General features: G+C 74.3%; 11 protein-coding genes. 5 read left to right on the top strand and 6 right to left on the bottom strand.

The genetic code is table 11. The features are described from left to right. Positions 1 to 5: 5 nt before the first annotated feature. Positions 6 to 7,325: a type I polyketide synthase gene (locus HNR21_RS22145; protein WP_182706705.1), complete on the top strand. Its 7,320-nt coding sequence runs from the start codon at positions 6 to 8 to the stop codon at positions 7,323 to 7,325. A gap of 23 nt (positions 7,326 to 7,348) precedes the next feature. Here the strand turns inward: HNR21_RS22145 and HNR21_RS22140 are convergent, their stop codons facing one another. From HNR21_RS22140 to HNR21_RS22130, 3 genes are all read right to left on the bottom strand, one after another. Further along, the gene (locus tag HNR21_RS22140; RefSeq protein ID WP_312881157.1) at positions 7,349 to 7,999 is read right to left on the bottom strand and encodes a 4'-phosphopantetheinyl transferase family protein; all 651 of its coding nucleotides are present in this window, start codon (positions 7,997 to 7,999) and stop codon (positions 7,349 to 7,351) included. Continuing rightward, positions 7,996 to 8,748 (bottom strand): thioesterase II family protein, encoded by a 753-nt coding sequence (locus tag HNR21_RS22135; protein ID WP_182706704.1) that lies wholly within the window; start codon positions 8,746 to 8,748, stop codon positions 7,996 to 7,998. The genes HNR21_RS22140 and HNR21_RS22135 overlap by 4 nt, the downstream gene beginning before the upstream one ends. Before the next feature lie 128 nt (positions 8,749 to 8,876). Next, positions 8,877 to 9,260, bottom strand: a complete 384-nt coding sequence (locus tag HNR21_RS22130; protein WP_182706703.1) for a hypothetical protein — start codon at positions 9,258 to 9,260, stop codon at positions 8,877 to 8,879. A 187-nt stretch (positions 9,261 to 9,447) separates the two neighbouring features. On the opposite strand from HNR21_RS22130, the gene HNR21_RS22125 reads away from it, so the two are divergent. From HNR21_RS22125 to HNR21_RS22115, 3 genes are read left to right on the top strand one after another with little or no spacing between them, the layout of a single operon-like run. Next, positions 9,448 to 9,897 carry an anthrone oxygenase family protein gene (locus HNR21_RS22125; RefSeq protein ID WP_119730356.1) on the top strand — a complete coding sequence of 150 codons (450 nt, stop codon included), beginning with the start codon at positions 9,448 to 9,450 and terminating at the stop codon, positions 9,895 to 9,897. Between the two features lie 17 nt (positions 9,898 to 9,914). After that, positions 9,915 to 11,123, top strand: a complete 1,209-nt coding sequence (locus HNR21_RS22120; RefSeq protein ID WP_182706702.1) for a cytochrome P450 — start codon at positions 9,915 to 9,917, stop codon at positions 11,121 to 11,123. Between the two features lie 36 nt (positions 11,124 to 11,159). Next, positions 11,160 to 11,528, top strand: a complete 369-nt coding sequence (locus tag HNR21_RS22115; RefSeq protein ID WP_182706701.1) for a SchA/CurD-like domain-containing protein — start codon at positions 11,160 to 11,162, stop codon at positions 11,526 to 11,528. Positions 11,529 to 11,663: 135 nt separating this feature from the next. Here HNR21_RS22115 and HNR21_RS22110 read toward each other — a convergent pair whose 3' ends face one another. Together HNR21_RS22110 and HNR21_RS22105 are read right to left on the bottom strand one after the other, a co-directional pair. After that, positions 11,664 to 13,811, bottom strand: a complete 2,148-nt coding sequence (locus HNR21_RS22110; protein WP_182706700.1) for an AfsR/SARP family transcriptional regulator — start codon at positions 13,809 to 13,811, stop codon at positions 11,664 to 11,666. 575 nt (positions 13,812 to 14,386) lie between these two features. Next, positions 14,387 to 15,865: an FAD-dependent monooxygenase gene (locus tag HNR21_RS22105; protein WP_182706699.1), complete on the bottom strand. Its 1,479-nt coding sequence runs from the start codon at positions 15,863 to 15,865 to the stop codon at positions 14,387 to 14,389. Between the two features lie 375 nt (positions 15,866 to 16,240). Here HNR21_RS22105 and HNR21_RS22100 point away from each other — a divergent pair, with 375 nt between their 5' ends. Continuing rightward, positions 16,241 to 17,848: an FAD-dependent monooxygenase gene (locus HNR21_RS22100; protein ID WP_220500252.1), complete on the top strand. Its 1,608-nt coding sequence runs from the start codon at positions 16,241 to 16,243 to the stop codon at positions 17,846 to 17,848. Here the strand turns inward: HNR21_RS22100 and HNR21_RS22095 are convergent. After that, positions 17,838 to 18,221: an antibiotic biosynthesis monooxygenase family protein gene (locus HNR21_RS22095; protein WP_182706698.1), complete on the bottom strand. Its 384-nt coding sequence runs from the start codon at positions 18,219 to 18,221 to the stop codon at positions 17,838 to 17,840. The genes HNR21_RS22100 and HNR21_RS22095 overlap by 11 nt on opposite strands. Position 18,222 lies beyond the last annotated feature (1 nt).

Here is an 18,222-nt window from a genome sequence, read left to right as displayed (position 1 = left end):
ACCGCATGGCGAACGAGGACAGACTCCGCGACTACCTCAAGCGGGTCACGGCCGACCTCAAGGTGACCCGGGAACGGCTCCGGGAGGTCGAGTCGGCCTCCCGGGAGCCGATCGCGATCGTCGCGATCGGCTGCCGCTACCCGGGCGGCGTCGAGTCCCCGGAGGACCTGTGGGACCTGGTGGTCTCGGGCGCCGACGCCATCACCGGGTTCCCCGCCGACCGGGGCTGGGACGTGGACGGCCTGTACGACCCGGATCCGGAGCGTCCCGGCAAGAGCTACACCCGGCACGGCGGGTTCCTGCACGAGGCCGCGTACTTCGACGCGGAGTTCTTCGGGATCAGCCCGCGTGAGGCGCTGGCGATGGATCCGCAGCAGCGGCTGCTGCTGGAGACCTCCTGGGAGGCGCTGGAGCGGGCGGGGATCGACCCGTCGTCCCTGCGCGGCAGCCCGACGGGCGTGTTCGCCGGGGTGATGTACGGCGACTACGCCTCCCGGCTGCGGCCGGCGCCCGAGGAGGTCGAGGGATATCTGACCGCCGGCAGCGCGGGCAGCGTCGCCTCCGGGCGGGTGGCCTACACGTTCGGGTTCGAGGGCCCGGCGGTCACGGTGGACACGGCCTGCTCCTCGTCGCTGGTGGCGGTGCATCTGGCGGTGCAGGCGCTGCGCAACGGCGAGTGCACGCTCGCGCTGGCCGGCGGAGTGACGGTGATGTCCGACCCCGGCAGCTTCGTGGAGTTCAGCAGGCAGCGGGGACTGTCGGCGGACGGGCGGTGCAAGGCGTACTCGGCGGCGGCCGACGGCACCGGCTGGGCCGAGGGCGTCGGCGTGCTGCTGCTGGAACGCCTGTCGGACGCCAAGCGCCACGGTCATCCCGTCCTGGCCGTCCTGGCGGGCAGCGCGGTCAACCAGGACGGCGCCAGCAGCCGGCTGACGGCGCCGAACGGCATGGCCCAGCAGCGGGTGATCCGGCAGGCCCTGGCCTCCGCCCGCCTGCGGCCCGCCGACATCGACGCGGTCGAGGGGCACGGCACCGGCACCACCCTCGGCGACCCGATCGAAGTCCACGCCCTGCAGGCCGCCTACGGGCAGGACCGTGACCGGCCGTTGTGGCTGGGCTCGGTGAAGTCCAACATCGGCCACACCCAGGCCGCGGCGGGCGTCGCCGGGATGATCAAGATGATCATGGCGATGCGGCACGAACTGCTGCCGCGCACCCTGCACGCCGACGAACCCAGCCCCCACATCGACTGGGACGCCGGAGACGTCCGCCTCCTCAGCGAACCCGTCCCCTGGCCCCGCGACGAGGAGCGCCCCCGGCGCGCGGCGGTGTCGTCCTTCGGGATCAGCGGCACCAACGCCCACCTCATCATCGAAGAGGCCCCCGCCGCCGAGCCCTCCCCGGCACGGGAGCGGCCCTCCCCGTCGATGCCGCTGCCGGTCCTGCTGTCCGGCAAGACCGGCCAGGCCGTCCGCGACCAGGCCCGGCGGCTGCTGGACCACGTACGGGACAACGGCGACGTTCCGCTCGCGGACATCGCGCACACGTTGGCCCGCCGTCCGGCATTCGCCCATCGCGCCGTCGTGCTCGCCCATGACCACGATTCCCTGGCGGAGGCTTTGGAGGCCGCCGCCGACGGCCGTGCCGGCGACGGCGTCGCCCACGGCGTCGCCCGGCCGGGGAAGGTGGCCTTCCTGTTCTCCGGGCAGGGCAGCCAGCATCCGGGCATGGGACGCGACCTCTACCACGCCTTCCCGGTCTTCGCGGAGGCGATCAACGAGGTCGCCGCGCACCTGGAGCCGCATCTGGACCGGCCGATCAAGCCGCTGCTGTTCGACGACGACGGGACGTTGCTGGACCAGACCCGCTACACCCAGCCGGCCCTGTTCGCCTTCCACGTCGCCTGCCACCGCCTGCTGGAGCACCTCGGCGTCCATCCCGACCTGCTCATCGGCCACTCCCTGGGCGAACTGTCGGCCGCGTACCTGGCCGGGGTCTGGTCCCTCCCGGACGCCGCACGCCTGGTCGCCGCCCGCGCCCGGCTGATGCACGGCACCCCGCCCGGCGCCATGCTGGCCGTCCACGCCTCGTCCGAGGCCCTGGCCCCGTTCCTCGACCGGTCCCCGGACGTGGCCGTCGCCGCCGTCAACTCCCCGGCCAACACCGTCCTGTCCGGTGACCCCGGCACCCTGGAGGCCCTCGCCGGACGACTCGGCGAGCAGGGCATCCGCACCACGCCGCTGCGCGTCCACCACGCCTTCCACTCCGCGCACATGGACGGCGTCCTCGACGAGTTCCACGACGTCGCCGCGGCCCTCACCTACCACCCGCCCCGGATCCCCCTGATCTCCAACCTGACCGGGCAGATCGCCGACCCCGGCCAGATCACCGCCCCGCAGTACTGGACCGACCACATCCGCCGCACGGTCCACTACCGGCAGGGCGTCCAGACCCTCCACGAGAACGGCGTCGCCCACTACCTCGAGATCACCCCCAGGCCCACGCTCGCCGCTCTCACCGAGCAGACCCTCGACACCGCGAACGTCATCCCCCTGCAGAATCCCAAGCGGCCTTCCGCGCACCGGTTCCTGGAAGCCCTCGCCGAACTCCACACCACCAGCACCGCCGCCATCGACTGGCGGCGGCTCACCCCCGGAGAGCACACCGCGCTCCCCACCTATCCCTTCCAGCGAACCCGCTACTGGCTCGATCCGTCGGCCGGTTCCGGGGACGTCGCCTCGGCGGGGCTGGATCCGGCACGGCATCCGCTGCTGGGCGCCGTGGTCGAGGACGCCGACGACGGCGGGCTGCTGCTGACCGGGCGGATCAGCGTGGAGCAGACGCCCTGGCTGGCCGACCACGCGGTGCACGGCGCCGTCATGCTGCCCGGCGCGGCGCTGGTCGAGCTGGCCCTGCACGCGGGCGGGCTGGCGGGCGCCCCGCGCGTGGAGGAACTGACCCTGCAGGCGCCGCTCATGCTCGGCCCCGCCGATCAGGTCCGGTTGCAGATCTCCGTCGCGGCGCCGGACGAGGCGGGCCGGCGCGGCATCACCGTTCACTCCCGTCCGGCCGGGGCCGAGGACGCGCCGTGGACGTGCCACGCCACCGGAGTCCTCGGCGTCGAGGCCGGGCCGGAGCCCCCCGCGATGGCGGGCGCGTGGCCGCCGCCCGGTTCCGAGCCGCTCGACGTCGCCGACCTTTACGCCAGGCTCGAAGATCTGGGCCTGGGCTACGGTCCCGCCTTCCGGGGGGTCACCGCGGCCTGGCGGAACGGCGCCGACGTGTACGCGGAGGTGCGGCTGCCGGAGGACGTGGACGCCGAGGGCCACGGGCTGCATCCCGCCCTCCTCGACGCCGCCCTGCACGCCGCCGCGCACGACGCCTCCGACCTGCGGGTCCCCTACTCGTGGTCCGGTGTCGCGCTGCACGCCACGGGCGCCACCGAGCTGCGGGTCCGCGCCGCCCTCGACGGCGACACGGTGACCGTTCACCTCGCCGATCGGGACGGCGCGCCCGTCGCCACCGTGGAGGCGCTCGGCGTACGGCCGATCAGCGCCGCGCAGACGGTCTCCGCCGGAGCCCCCGGCGTCCTGTACCACCTGCGGTGGAGGCCGACCGAGCTGCCCGCCGCGGACGCACGCTCCGCCGAGGCCGACATCGTCGCCGTCCCGGCCGGGGGCGCGGACGCCGAGGCGGCGCAGGCCGCGGTCTGCGACGCCCTGCAGGCGTTGCAGGAGCGGCTCCCCGGCCAGGCCCCGCTGGTCTTCGTCACCACGGGCGCGGTCGCGGTCGACGCGGACGAGTCACCGGACCTCGGCTCGGCCCCGGTGTGGGGGCTGATCCGTTCCGCCCAGACCGAGCATCCCGACCGCATCGTCCTGCTGGACGTCGACGAGGGCGACGTCTCCCGCGAGGCGGTGGCCGCGGCGCTGGCCTCCGGTGAGCCGCAGCTCGCCCTGCGCCGGGGCAGGGCGTACGTGCCCCGGCTGGTGCGTTCCGCCGCTCCCCCGCCGGACGGCTCCGAGTCCCCGGCGGGGAACGGGACGGTGCTCGTCACCGGAGGGACCGGCGCGCTCGGCTCGCTGATCGCCCGCCATCTGGTCGAACGGCACGGTGTGCGGCGGCTGCTGCTGACCAGCCGGCGGGGTCCGGCCGCGGCGGGCGCCGCCGAGCTGGTCGCCGAGCTGGCCGGGCTGGGCGCCGAGGCGGTCGTCGCCGCCTGCGACGGCGCGGACCGCGCGCGGCTGGCGGAGCTGCTGGAGTCCGTTCCGCCCGAGCACCCGCTCGTCGGGGTCGTGCACACCGCCGGCGTCCTCGACGACGGCGTCGTCACCTCGCTCGGCCCCGGCCGCATCGCCCGGGTCTTCGCCGCCAAGGCGGCCGGCGCCTGGCATCTGCACGAGCTGACCCGGGACCTGGACCTGCGGTTCTTCGTGCTGTACTCGTCGCTGGCCGGTGTGCTGGGCAGCGGCGGGCAGGGCAACTACGCCGCCGCCAACGTCTTCCTCGACGCGCTCGCCGAGCACCGCCGCGCCGCCGGGCTGCCCGCCGTCTCCCTGGCCTGGGGCCTGTGGGCGGAGAAGGGGGCCATGACCGGCGGGCTGGCCGACGCCGACCGGGCCCGGCTGAGCCGTGCCGGGGTCGAGCCGCTGGGCTCCGCCGAAGGACTGGCCCTCTTCGACGCCGCGCTGCGCTCCGGCGAGCCCACCGTGACCTGCGTCCGCTGGAACCTGCCCGCGCTGCGCGCGCAGGCCGGACCGGACGGTCCCCCCGCCGTGCTGCGCGAGCTGGTCCCCGCGCGGGCCCGCCGCCGGGCCGCCGGCGGTGACCCGGCCGGGTGGGCGCGGCGCCTGCTCGGGCTGCCGGAGGCGGAACGGCACGAGGCCGCGCTGGACCTGGTGCGCGAGACCGCCGCCGTGGTGCTCGGCCACTCCGGCGCCGACCGGATCGAACGCGAGCAGGCGTTCCAGGAGATGGGCCTGGACTCCCTGTCGGCCATGGAGCTGCGCAACCGGCTGGGCGCGGCGTGCGGGCGGCGGCTGCCCTCCACCGTCGTGTTCGACCATCCGACCCCGGACGCGCTGGCCGCGTACCTGTGCCGGGAGATCTCCGGGGACACCGCCGGGAACGTCGCGGAGGCCGACCGGCCCGTCCCGGCCTCCGCCGCCCCCGCCGTCGCCGACGACCCCATCGCGATCATCGGCATGAGCTGCCGCTTCCCCGGCGGGGTCGGCACTCCCGAGCAGTTGTGGGAGCTGGTCGCCGAGGGCCGTGACGCCATCGGCGCGTTCCCCGCCGACCGCGGCTGGGACCGGGTGGAGGAGCTGCCGGGTTCGGGGGGCGGCTTCCTGGACGACCCCGCCGCCTTCGACCCCGCGTTCTTCAAGATCTCTCCGGAGGAGGCCCTGGCCATGGACCCCCAGCAGCGGCTGCTGCTGGAGCTGTCCTGGGAGGCCGTCGAACGCGCCCGGATCGACCCCGCCGGGCTGCGCGGCAGCCGCACCGGCGTCTTCGCCGGGATCATGAACAACGACTACGGCGCCCGCGCGTACCTGCGGGATCCCTCCGCCGTCCCGGACGGGCACGTCATCACCGGCAACACCGCCAGCGTCGCCTCCGGGCGGATCTCCTACGCCCTCGGGCTGCAGGGCCCGGCCATCACCGTCGACACCGCCTGCTCGTCCTCGCTCGTCGCCCTCCACCTGGCGGCGCAGTCGCTGCGCAGCGGCGAGTGCGAGCTGGCCCTGGCCGGTGGCGCCACCGTGCTGGCCACCCCGACCCTGTTCCGCGAGTTCGGCCGCCGGGGCGGGCTGTCCCCCGACGGCCGGTGCCGGGCGTTCTCCGCCGACGCGGCCGGAACGGGCTGGGGCGAAGGCGCGGGCGTGCTGCTGCTGGAACGGCTGTCGGACGCCCGCCGCAACGGGCATCCGGTGCTGGCGCTGCTCCGCGGCTCGGCCGTCAACCAGGACGGCGCCAGCAACGGGCTCACCGCGCCGAACGGTCCCGCCCAGCGGCGGCTCATCGAGCAGGCGCTGGCCGCCGCCGGACTGTCCCCCGCCGACGTCGACGCCGTCGACGGGCACGGCACCGCCACGTCCCTCGGCGACCCCATCGAGGTGCACGCCCTGATGTCCGTCTACGGCAGGGACCGCGAGCGGCCGCTGTGGCTGGGGACGGTCAAGTCCAACATCGGGCACGCCCAGGCCGCCGCCGGGGTCGCCGGCGTGATCAAAATGGTGCTGGCGATGGCGCACGGCACGCTGCCCCGGACGCTGCACGTCACCGAGCCCACCGGGCAGGTCGACTGGAGCGCGGGCGCGGTGCGGCTGCTCACCGAGCCCGTCGCCTGGCCGGACACCGGGCGGCCGCGGCGGGCGGCGGTGTCGGCGTTCGGGCTCAGCGGCACCAACGCCCATGTCATCCTCGAGCAGGCCCCGCCCGTTCCGGACGCCGCGCCCGCACCCGCACCGGCCTTCCCGGCGACCGTGCCGCTGCCGCTGTCGGCCAAGAGCCCCGAGGCGCTGCGCGACCAGGCGCGGCGGCTGCACGACCATCTGCAGGACCGCCCGGACGCGGACCTGCGCGGGATCGCCCGTTCCCTGGCGGTCACGCGGGCGACCTTCCGGCACCGCGCCGTGGTGGTGGGCGAGGACCGCGAGGAGCTGCTGCAGGGGCTGGCCGCCCTGGCCAAGGACGCCGCCGCGCCCGGCGTGTGCGCCGGAACCCCGGACCGGCGGCGCAGGATCGCCTTCGTCCTGCCCGACCGGTCCGGGGACGGGCCCGCCGACGACGACATCGCCCGGTTCCGGGAGTCCGCGGAGTCCTTCCGCGCCGGATTCGACGCCTGCCGCGACGTCGTCGCCGGGGCGGAGCCGTCCGCGGAGGAACGCGACGACCTGCGGCACTTCGCCGTCCTGGTCGCCCTGGCGGGGATGTGGCGCGCGCACGGCGTCCGCCCGGACGCGGTCCTCGGCCACGGTGTCGGAGAGATCGCCGCCGCCCATCTCGCCGGCGTGCTGCCCCTGCGGGAGGCCGCCGAACTGGTCGTCGCGCGCCGCCGGGGCGCCGAGCGCCGCCCGGAGCTTCCCGCCGGGAAGACGCCGTCCGGGATCACGGTGCACCCGGCCGACGCGGCCGGGCGGCTCGACGACCACGTCCTGGTCGAGCTGAGCCTCCGGGATCGCCGGTTCGTCACCGACCTCGCCCGGGTGCACACCGTCACCGCCGCGCGCGTCGACTGGTCGCCGCTGCTCACGGGCCGCCTGGTCGACCTGCCGACGTACGCGTTCCAGCACGGCCGGTACTGGCTGGAGGGCTCCTCCTGACGGCGGCGGGGCCGCCCGCGGGCTCAGCCGCGGGCGGCCCCGTCCTGCGGGAGGATCGTGACGGCGGTGGCGATCAGGCCGCCGTCGACCGCCCAGCGCCCGTGGAAGACCGGCAGCGGAGGGTCGGGGGCCAGGAGGCGGGCGGTGAACGTCCCGTCCGGAGCGAACGTGACGGAGGCCTGCTCGAAGCCCAGCCACCGCCCGGTGAGCGGGAACCACGCCTTGTAGACGGCCTCCTTCGCGCTGAACAGCAGCCGGTCGGCGTGCACGCCGGGTCCGGTCATGCCCAGCGCGCCGTGTTCCTCCGGGCGCGCGACGCTCTCCAGGACCCCTTCGGGGAGCGGCAGGTGCGGCTCGGCGTCGATGCCGATCGCGCGCACGTCGCCGGCCCTCGCCACGGCCGCCGCCCGGTAGCCCTCGCAGTGGGTCATGCTGCCGACGACGCCGTGCGGCCAGCGGGGCGCCCCGCGCTCCCCGCGCAGGATCGGCCCGGGGGGCTCGCCCAGGTCGGCCAGCGCCCGCCGCGCGCACCAGCGGACGGACGCGAACTCCCGGCGCCGCCGCTCCACCGCGCGGCGCACCATCGCCTCCTCCTCGGGGAACAGGAAGGCGTCGGGGACGTCGCCGTACACGCAGACGGCCGCCGCGCTCGGCGGCAGGATCCGCTCGATCACGAGTCCGCGAGCCGTGCCCGGAGCCGGGTCAGGCGTTCCAGTACGACGTCGGCGACGCCCTGCGGATCGCTCTCGATGAAGAAGTGGCCGCCGGCGAAGACGCGGACCTCGGTGCCGGCCGTGGTGTGCCGGGCCCAGTCCCGGGCCTCCTCCAGGGTCGTCAGCGGGTCCGACTCGCCGGTCAGCACCGTGATCGGGCAGTTCAGCACGGGTCCGGGGGAATGCCGGTACGCCTCGATCGCGCCGTGGTCGGCCTGCAGCACCGGCAGGAACAGCGCGCGCATCTCCGGGTCGTTCAGCAGTCCGGCGCCGGCGCCGCCCAGGGTGATGAGCCAGCCGACGAACTCCTCCTCGTCGCGCGGCCGCAACGCCGGGCGCGCCCGGGACGGGGCGCGGCGGCCGGACGCGAACAGTTCACGGAGGACGACGCCGGCCTCGCGCTCCAGGCGCCGGGCCACCTCGTAGCCGACCACGGCCCCCATGCTGTGCCCGAAGAACGCGAGGTCCGCGTCCACCGGGACGTGCGGGGCGATCCGGTCGGCGAGCTCGCCGATGTCGTGGACGAGCGCCTCGCGGCGGCGGTCCTGCCGGCCCGGATACTGCACCGCCAGCACCTCGACGGCGGGCCACAACCGGTCCGCCAGGCCGCGGTACATGACGGCCGATCCCCCGGCGTAGGGGAAGCACACCAGCCGCACGCCGGCCTCCGGCGCCGGGCGAAGGCGGCGCAACCACAGTTCCCGGCTCATTCAGCCTCCCAGCCGTCGGTCCATGCGCCGGTCGCGCCCGTGCGCGACCGCATCTCGGATCGTGGCGCGGCACGGCCGTCACCGGATGGCGGGACGCTGGAGCCGCGCTGGGGGCCGGGTCCGGGGGTTCAGGCTCGCGGTCTCGACTGCGACAGCCAGACCAGGACCGCCGCCGCGATGCACGCGACGACCTCGAGCACGCAGATGACGCGGACCGCCGCATCGCCGTCGCCGATGCCGTCGAACGCCCGCAGCACCGCGAAGACCAGCGGCACGCTGACCCCGATCCGGCCGGCGGGGCCGGGCAGCAGCACCAGCCAGGCCGCGGCCAGCAGCACCGCCGCCAGGCCGAGCACGAAGGTCGTGGTCGGCTCGCCCTCGTCACGGGTCAGCCAGGACACCAGCCACTCCAGGCCGACCAGCGCCGCGGCGCCCACCACCGCCAGCGCCGCCCACAGCGGCCGCACCCGCGCCAGGGCCGAGCCGGAGGCCGGCCCTCGTTCGTAGGTCATGTCTGCTCCAATAGCATGCCAGGCTACATGTAGACAGACACAGTATTGCACGGACCCGGTTCCCCCGGGGGTCGCCGCGGCCCGGACCACCGAGCCCCCAGAACTCCTCGAGCACCGGCGCCCACGATGCTCCCGTGACGGCCGCCCGGCCGTCCCGAGCACCCCTCGCCGACCCGGGAGACCTCCGATGACCGGAATGCTGGGAGCCTCGGTCCTGATCGGCAGCGGGCTGGTCGCGGGCGTGCTGTTCGCAGTAGCGCTCAGCACGCTGCCCGCGCTGATGGCCATGCCGCCGGACCGCTACATCTACGCGCACAAACTGCTGGGCCGGAACTGGGATCCGACGATGCCGATCATCGTCCTCGGCTCGACGCTGCTGGATCTGACGCTCGCGGCGACCGTCCAGGGGACGGTCCGCTGGCTGTTCCTGACCGCGGCGGTCCTGCTGCTGGGCGTGTCGGTGGTGTCCCACCTGTGCAACGTGCCGATCAACAAGCGGATGCGCGCGCTGACCCCCGAGACGATCCCGGCCGACTGGCAGGACCCGCGGCCGCTGTGGCGTTCCTGGCATCTGCTGCGCACCGCCCTGGCCATCGCGGCGCTGTGCGTCAACAGCGCCGCGGTCACCCTGATGTGACCCCCCGAGGAGCACCGATGACGGAGACCACGGCCCCGGAGATCGACTTCAACCCCTTCGATCCCGCCTATCGCGCCGACCCCTACCCCTACTACCACCGGCTCCGCGAGCGCGCGCCGATCTACCGCAACCCCCTCGGCCACTGGCTGCTGAGCCGGTACCGGGACTGCACCGCGGTGCTGCGCGACGACCGGTTCGGCCACGGATCGCCGGACCTGCTGCGCGAGAACACCTTCCGCAAGCCCGTGGAGGGCCGCGCCCGGCCGTTCATCCTGCTGGACCCGCCGGAGCACACCCGGCTGCGGTCGCTGGTCAACAAGGCGTTCACGCCCCGGACCGTCCGCCGGCTGGCGCCGCGCATCCAGGAACTGGTCGACCAGATGCTCGACGAGATGATCGACGCCGGCGAGGTCGACTTCATGGAGGCGTTCGCCTACCCGCTGCCGGTCACCGTGATCAGCGAGATGCTGGGCGTCCCGGCCGCCGACCGGGACGCCGTGCGCGAGCTGTCGCACATCGTCGCGCGCAGCGTGGACCCCGACTTCCGGCTGTCGGAGGAGGACAAGCGGGCGCGCGACGAGGCCTTCGCCCGGTTCGACGACTACTTCCGCGAGCTGGTCGCCGAGCGCCGCCGCAGGCCGGCCGACGACCTGCTGACCAACCTGGTGACGGTGCACGAGGACGGCGAGCGGCTCACCGAGGCCGAGCTGCTGACCACCTGCATCCTGCTGTACGTGGCCGGCCACGAGACCACCACCGACCTGCTCGGCAACGGCACCCTGGCGCTGTCGCGCAACCCCGACCAGTTCCACCGGCTGCGCACCTCCCCGGGGCTGGCCGAGTCCGCCGTGGAGGAGCTGCTGCGCTACGACCCGCCCACGCAGATGTCCCGGCGCACCGCGCTGACCGACGCCGACGTCAACGGGCATCCGATCGCGGCGGGCGAGCAGGTGGTGATCCTGCGCGGCGCCGCCAACCGCGACCCGGAGGTCTTCCCCGACCCCGACCGCCTCGACCTGGGCCGGATGGGCAACCGGCACCTGTCCTTCGACGGCGGCATCCACTACTGCCTCGGCGCCCCGCTGGCCCGGCTGGAGGGCGCCATCGCCTTCGCCACGATCACCCGGCGGCTGAGGCACGTCGAGACGACCACCGACACCCTGCGCTACCGGGACAACCTCATCATCCGCGGCCTGGCCGAGCTCCCGGTGCGCCTGCGGTCCTGACCTCTTCCGACACCAGCGACCTTCCAGGAGTGCACGATGCCCTTCGCAGCCATCACCTACGACATCAAGCCCGGATGCGAGGACGAGATCGCCGAGATCTTCACCGACTTCAAGCGCGTCAGCGACCCGGCGGTGCGGGACGAGTCGGGCCGGGAGGTGGCCCGGGTGCTGGGAACCGCGCTGTTCATCCAGGACGACACGATGGTCCGCTTCATCGAGTACCAGGGCGAGCTGGAGGCCGTCGCCCGCTTCATGGCGACGCAGCCCGGGGTCCAGGAGGTGGAGCGCAGGCTCAAGCCCTACCTGGCCGGCCCGCGCGACACCGACACCGTGGAGGGGTTCGTGGCGACGTTCCAGAAGAGCACCATGCGGTGCATCTCCCAGCTGTTCAAACCGCGGGACTGAACGCCGCCCGCAACGGATCGGCGCCGTCTCCCTCCCCGGTGCGCCCGGGGAAGGAGACGGCGCCGAAGCCGCCTCGAGCGGTGCCACCGTGGAGACGCGGGCTATCCACGGTGGGTGTCACGCCGTCCGATCCGGTCAGCCCTGCGGCCGGGCCGCCACCGGGGTCGCCTGCCGTTCCCTGGAACGTTCTGGCTCGCCGTCGCAGCGTTCCACCGACACCAGGGGCCGTGGCCGGTCCAGCACGGGGCTCAGCGGAATGACCGGGTGCGGGGCGACGCCGTTGCGGCCCCTGCCGTCCGGTCCCGCGGCGGGGACCTGCGGGCGGTACGGCCCGGGGCCGGCGGACGGGCCGGTGGAGTGCCCCGAGATCAGCTGCTCCAGCCGTTCCCGCGCGTAGATCCGGCTCAGCTCCGGGAACTCGTAGTACAGCGGTCCATCCGGCGTCTGCCGCACGACCCGCAGCAGGTGGCTTTCCACCAGCCGCCCGAGCACGGCCTCGGCCGCGGCGCGGTCGCAGCCCAGCAGGGTGGCCGCCTGGTCGGCGGAGAAGGCGCCGGTGGGCAGCAGCGCCAGCAGCTGGAAGATCGACTTCTCCCGGTCGCCGATGCGCCGGTAGGTGGCGTCGTAGGCGGCCCGCAGATCCAGGTCGCCGATGCGCAGCGCGTTCAGCCGGGTGGTCGGGTCGGCCAGCTCCTCGGCGAACTTCTCCAGCGGCCAGGACGGCCTGGCCGCCAGGCGCATCCCGGCGACCCGCAGCGCCAGCGGCAGCATGCCGCACATGGTGACGATCCGGGCCGCCGTCGCCCGTTCCATCTGCACCCGCCACTGCCCCACGATCCGGCCCAGCAGCTCCATGGCCTGCTCGAAGCTCAGCACGTCGAGCGCCACCGTGCACGAGGAGGGCAGGCCGTGGCCGCGGCCGGTGACGATGACGGCGCAGCCCGGCGAGCCGGGCAGCAGCCGGGTGACCTCGGCGGAACTGACGGCGTCGTCGAGCACCACCAGCAGCCGGCGGCCGGCCGCCCAGGTGCGGAACTGCTTGGCGCGCTCGTCGACCGACGCGGGGATCTCCTCGGCGGGGAAGCCGGCCGCCCGCAGGAACTGCTGGAGCACGTCGGCGGGGCTGGCCGGCCGGTCGGTCATCCCGCCCAGGTCCGCGTACAGCTGCCCGTCGGGGAAGTGCCGGCTGATCCGGTGGGCCAGCCGCACCGCCAGGGCCGTCTTGCCGACCCCCGCCATGCCCACGATGCTCGCGACCCGGACGGAGTCGCGGTCGTCCTCGGCCAGCAGGTGCCGGGAGAGCCGGTCCAGGATGTCCTCCCGGCCGGTGAAGTCCTCGATGTCCGGGGGAAGCTGGGCGGGCGGGACCCGGGTGAGCGAGGACACCCCGCCCGCGTGCGGGGCCTGCGGCTCGGGGCGGGACTCCTCCCGGGGACGCCGCTCCCCAGGAGGCAGGGACCGGGCGGCCGCGTCCGGCTCCGCGGGCTGGTGCTCCCGCGGAGCCGTCATCACCGCGGTGCGGCGCATCGGCGGCTCGGGGGTCCAGTCCGACGACAGCAGCGACTGGTGGAGCTTGACCAGCGAGGCCGACGGCTCCAGGCCCAGGTTCTCCACCAGCGTGTCGCGCAGCCTGCGGTACACGTCCAGGGCCTCGTAGCGCCGTCCGGCGCCCTGCAGCGCCAGCATCAGCTTGGCGTGGAAGACCTCGTGCAGCGGATGCGCCGTGGTGAGCGTCTTCAGCTCGCTGATCAGCTCCTGGTGCCGGCCGAGCTGCAGATCGGCGTCGATCCGCACCTCCAGCGCCCGCAGCCGGCGCTCCTCGAGCCTGGTGACCTCCGCCGACAGGATCGGGCCGGTGTCGACGTCGGCCAGCGCCGGGCCGCGCCACAGCGCCAGCGCCTGGCCGAGGATCCGGGAGGCCCGCTCCGGCTCGCCGCCGTCGAAGGCGGCCTGGCCCTCCTCGAGCAGCCGCTCGAACCGGCAGTGGTCCAGGTCCTCCGGCGAGACCGTCATGACATAGCCGTAGGCCTTGGTCCGCAGCGTCTCGTTCGACGGGTCGGCGGCCAGCACCTTGCGCAGCTTGTAGATGTAGGTCTGCAGGGTGGCCAGCGCGCTCGGCGGCGGGTTCTCGCCCCACAGCTCGTCGATGAGCGTCCGGCTCCGCACGATATGGCCCTGGTGCAGCAGCAGCAGCGCCAGGACCTCGCGCACTTTGGGCGCCGACGGGGTGCGGTCCCCCTCCGGCCCGATGACCTCGAGGGGGCCGAGTACTCGGAATCTCATGCCGCACCTTCCCGCAGGTCGGCGGCATTGTTCATTACCGCATGCCCAAACCGCCCTGCCGAGCGGGCATTCACTCTTCGTCGTCCGGGATTCACCGACCGCACAGCGCCCCCTTGGTGCCGTTTGTGCCAATTCACCGTCTCGGGCAACATTAGACAACGTCTAATCTCACTCGTCCAGACCCGTCATCGCCGCTGGCAGATATCCACCAAAGCGGTTTGCTGCTCTTATAGACAGCCTACATACTGTTTGCCCTGACAGTGGGCACTGCACGGTTTGACACCGAACATGCACGCAGAGCACCGAACTGATGGTGAGAGGCCCTCTCGCACAAAGCCTGACCGCCCCGGGTGGCGCGCACCCCGCAACGCGCGTAACGGTCCTGAAACACAAGAAAGACCTAAGATACTTCGACAAACCCGTTCTCGCCACTTGGCGTAAATTGAGTGTTCAATCACTGGACACTGACCAGATCCGGCCAGCCGAAGTCCGGACACCGGATACCCGATTATTGGGCATGCCGGCGCAATGCGGGAAACCCCTGACGGGGACCCGCCGGCAGGCGTATCTGCTGATCAGCGCAGAAAGCGCGCGGCATATCCGGCCAGCGCGGCCGGATCGTCGACCGGGCCACGGAACGCGATGTGACCGTCCGGCCGCACCAGGTGAACCGTCGACCCGGGTTCGGTGAGCCGCAGGCGCACCGCGGCGTACTTGTCGGCCAGGGCCCGCAGTTCCGCCAGCGGCACCGGCGGCGCGCCGGCGGAGTCACGGGGGACCAGCAGCGTCCACTCGGTGCAGCACGGACGGGTCCCGGCGGCGAGGTCGAGCAGGCCCGGCATCGGGTCGCCCGCCTGGGGCCCGCCGGGACGTCCCTGGTCCTGCGACAGCGGGCTCTGCCGGTAGGTGACCGACGGCTGGGTGCGCATGTCCACCCGGCCCTGCCTGATCCGGGGGCCGTGCGTGGCCTGCGAGTCCTCGCTGGTGCCCATGCCCAGCACCCGCTCGGTCACCTCGACCAGCTTCCGCGCCACCCGCCTGCGCTCGACGGTGTAGGAGTCCAGCAGCACCTCGTCGCCGAGCCCGCGCACGACCATGCCCAGCTTCCAGGCGAGGTTGAAGGCGTCCTGCATCCCGTTGTTCATGCCGTGGACGGTCAGCGGCAGCGCCGTGGCCGATCCGCCCGCCAGCAGGACCCGCCCGAGGCGGAAGGTCTCGGCGATCCGGCTCTCCGGCCGGGCCCACCAGGGGCAGGCCGGCTCCACCGCCGTCAGCGGCAGTCCGCTCACCCGGGCGACCGCGGAGACGATCTCCCGTGCGCCGGGCCGCTCCCCGCCGGCCGGATCCGGCTCCATCAGGAACAGCCGGTGCAGGCCGCCCGGCAGCGGCACCAGCCCGGCGCTCCGCGAGGCGGCCAGATAGATGTGCTCCTCGTCGGGGCCGATGCCGTCGCGGTTCTCGAGCCGGGCGTCCGCGTGCAGGATGCGCACCCCGGGGAAGCTGCGCACGGTCCGGCGCACGCCCAGCAGCTCCTCGGCGCCCGTGCCCATGCCCTGGGCGGCCACCAGCCAGCCCGCCCGCACCCGCTCGGCGGGGGCGTCGGAGGCCGGGCCGGCCGGCCGCAGCACGACCGTCACGCCGTCGTCGTCCGGGTCCACCCGGCACGCCTCGACCCCGTACTCGATCGCGACGCCGAACCGTTCCAGCCGCGCCGTCAGCATGGCGTCGACGACGTCCTGGCTCTGCGTCAGCGGCACCGGGGACACCGCCCCGTACTCGGTCAGGTCCGAGGAGAACGAGTCCTCGCCCAGGTGGAAGACCTTGTGGCGCATCGGCTGCGAGCGTTCCAGCAGCTCCCCGACGTCCAGCCCCATGAACGCCATCGCGTCCAGGGTGGCCGGCCACAGGTTCGTGCAGCGGGTGCCGGAGTCCGGTCCAGGACGCCGGTCGACGATCCGCAGCCGAACTCCGTACTCGGCCAGCACCGCCGCCGCCGTCATGCCGACCGGGCCGGCACCGATGACGAGCACGTCCACCTCAGTGTTGCGTTGCACGCGTCACTCCCACACGGTCGTCGTTCAGTGAACTCTTTTCGGTGCGGCGGGGTGGGCCTGCGCCGGATCGCCCGCAGACGCGCCCGCCCTGTCATGCGATCTCACCGGCGCAGGCGGAGCGACGTTGCAGAGGCATTCCCGGCAAGGCCACCACGCCGTTCTAGCGGCGCCGTCGAGGTCCGCTGGACTCCGTCCTCCCGCGGCGCGGGCGGCCCTGCGGCGGTGCTCGACCGCCCTCCCAGTCCCGCTGGTCACCCTGGAGCGGCGGACGCCCACATCCGGCCATCCATCCGGCCATCGCGTCCGGCCGTCACACCCGGCCGCACACGCGCGCCGGTCGCAAGGAGGACCACGGTGGAGGAGCACACCCCTGTCTTGATCGTCGGAGGCGGTCTGGTCGGCCTGTCGGCGGCCGCCTTCCTGAGCTGGCACGGAGTACGGACGGTGGTGGTCGAGCGCCGCCCCGGAACCCTGCTGCACCCCCGGGCGCGCGCCGTCAACCCGCGCTCGGTCGAACTGCTGCGCGGCATCGGCCTGGAACGCACGGTCCTGGAGGCCACGTCACGGGCGTACGACGAGCGCTCGCAGATCGTCCACGCCGAGTCGCTGGCGGCTCCCGAGCGGGGGCGGACCCCGATGGCGCCGCCGCGCTCGGCCGACGGGACGACCGGCGTCTCGCCCTGCCCCTGGGCCCCGATCGACCAGGACCGGCTGGAGGTGCTGCTGCGGGCGCACGCCGAGGAGCTGGGCGCCGACGTGCGCTTCTCCACCGCGCTGCGCGCCCTGGAGCCGGCCGGGAACGGCGGCGCGATCGCCAAGATCGAGGACGACCGGGGCGTCACCACCGTGCACGCCGACCACGTGATCGCGGCCGACGGCCACCGCAGCCCGTTGCGGGAGCAGCTGGGCGTCGGCGTCACCGGGCCGGGCTCCCTGGGCAGCTCGGTCAACTTCGTCTTCAGCGCCGACCTGGACCGGGCGCTGCGCGGGCGCAACGTCGGGGTGGGACACTTCGACCTGCCCCGGCCCGGCACGGTGCTGCTCCCCCACGACGGGCGGGGACGCTGGGTGCTGGGCGTTCCCTTCGACCCCGGGTCGGGCGAGGCGCTGGGCGACTTCACGCCCGAGCGCTGCGTGGAGATGGCCCGTGCCGCGATCGGCCTGCCGGACGCGGAGATCACCGTCCTCCCCCAGCTCGCGGACGGGACGAGCGTGCTGGTCTACGAGGTCGAGGCCAAGGTCGCCGAGCGGTTCCGGGAGGGGCCGGTGCACTTCGTCGGGGACGCCGCGCACGTGTTCCCGCCCACCGGGGCGTTCGGCGCCAGCACCGGGATCCAGGACGCCCACAACCTGGCCTGGAAGCTGGCCGCGGTGCTCAAGGGCCAGGCCGGCCCGGACCTGCTGGACACCTACGACGCCGAGCGCCGTCCCGTGGCGTGGTTCACGATGGAGCAGGCGTTGCTGCAGACCCGCGACCGGACCGGGCGCAAGGTGCCGATCGACGCGGACCGCACCGCGGCCGACTACAACTCGGTCGTGTTCGGCTACAGCTACCGGTCCACCGCCGTCATCGCCGAGGAGGACGGTGCGGACGAGCCGTTCGCGGTGCCGCCGGAGCGGCTGACCGGCCGGCCCGGCACCCGCGCGCCGCACGTGGAGATCGAGCGCGACGGGCGGCGGATGTCGGTTCTCGACCTGTTCGGCCGCCGCCCGGTGCTGCTGGCCGGCCCGCGCGGCGGCGCGCTGGTGACCGCGATGCGGCGGGCCGCCGACCGGCTGGGGCTCGACGTCGACGCGGTGGCCGTCGGCGCCGACGTGGGCGACCCGGCGGGCCGCTTCGCGCAGGCGTACGGGCTGGGCCCGGCCGGCGCGGCGCTGGTCCGCCCGGACGGCTTCGTGGCCTGGCGCACCCGGGACGCAGTCGAGGACCCCGTCGAGGTCCTCGACGGGGTCCTGCGCAGAACGCTGTCGCTCAGGGGCTGACGCCGACGGCGTCCCCCTGCCGGAACGTGCGCCCGGCGGCCAGTGCGAACACCTCGTAGTGGCCGCCGGGCCTTTCCCTGTCCTGGTAGGGGCGCAGCGGCGAGCGATGCCCCCGCTCGCGGTGCGCCTTCTCCCAGGCCGCGTAGGCCCGCCGGCTCTCCCACTCCATGACGAGGGTGAACCGGCGGGGATCGGTCACCGACCTCAGCAACTGGTCGCCGCGCAGCCCCGGGGTGCCCTCGAGCAGTTCCCGCGCGCGGCCGTAGGCCTCGGCGATCACGCCCCGTTCGCCCTCCGGCTCGCGCAGGTAGACCAGCACCCGGATCTCGGACCGCTGTGACGTGTCGCGCGCGGACACCTTGACCTGGGCCATC

The sequence above is a fragment of the Thermomonospora cellulosilytica genome, from assembly GCF_014138835.1.
Taxonomy (GTDB): domain Bacteria; phylum Actinomycetota; class Actinomycetes; order Streptosporangiales; family Streptosporangiaceae; genus Thermomonospora; species Thermomonospora amylolytica.
This window is presented reverse-complemented; position numbering and strand designations above follow the sequence as displayed.

Excerpts from the sequence above, each read along its gene's own strand:
- HNR21_RS22120 (WP_182706702.1), top strand. The coding sequence starts at position 9,915 with ATGACGGAGACCACGGCCCCGGAGATCGACTTCAACCCCTTCGATCCC.
- HNR21_RS22135 (WP_182706704.1), bottom strand. The coding sequence starts at position 8,748 with ATGAGCCGGGAACTGTGGTTGCGCCGCCTTCGCCCGGCGCCGGAGGCC.
- HNR21_RS22125 (WP_119730356.1), top strand. The coding sequence starts at position 9,448 with ATGACCGGAATGCTGGGAGCCTCGGTCCTGATCGGCAGCGGGCTGGTC.
- HNR21_RS22145 (WP_182706705.1), top strand. The coding sequence starts at position 6 with ATGGCGAACGAGGACAGACTCCGCGACTACCTCAAGCGGGTCACGGCC.
- HNR21_RS22130 (WP_182706703.1), bottom strand. The coding sequence starts at position 9,260 with ATGACCTACGAACGAGGGCCGGCCTCCGGCTCGGCCCTGGCGCGGGTG.
- HNR21_RS22095 (WP_182706698.1), bottom strand. The coding sequence starts at position 18,221 with ATGGCCCAGGTCAAGGTGTCCGCGCGCGACACGTCACAGCGGTCCGAG.
- HNR21_RS22115 (WP_182706701.1), top strand. The coding sequence starts at position 11,160 with ATGCCCTTCGCAGCCATCACCTACGACATCAAGCCCGGATGCGAGGAC.
- HNR21_RS22110 (WP_182706700.1), bottom strand. The coding sequence starts at position 13,811 with ATGAGATTCCGAGTACTCGGCCCCCTCGAGGTCATCGGGCCGGAGGGG.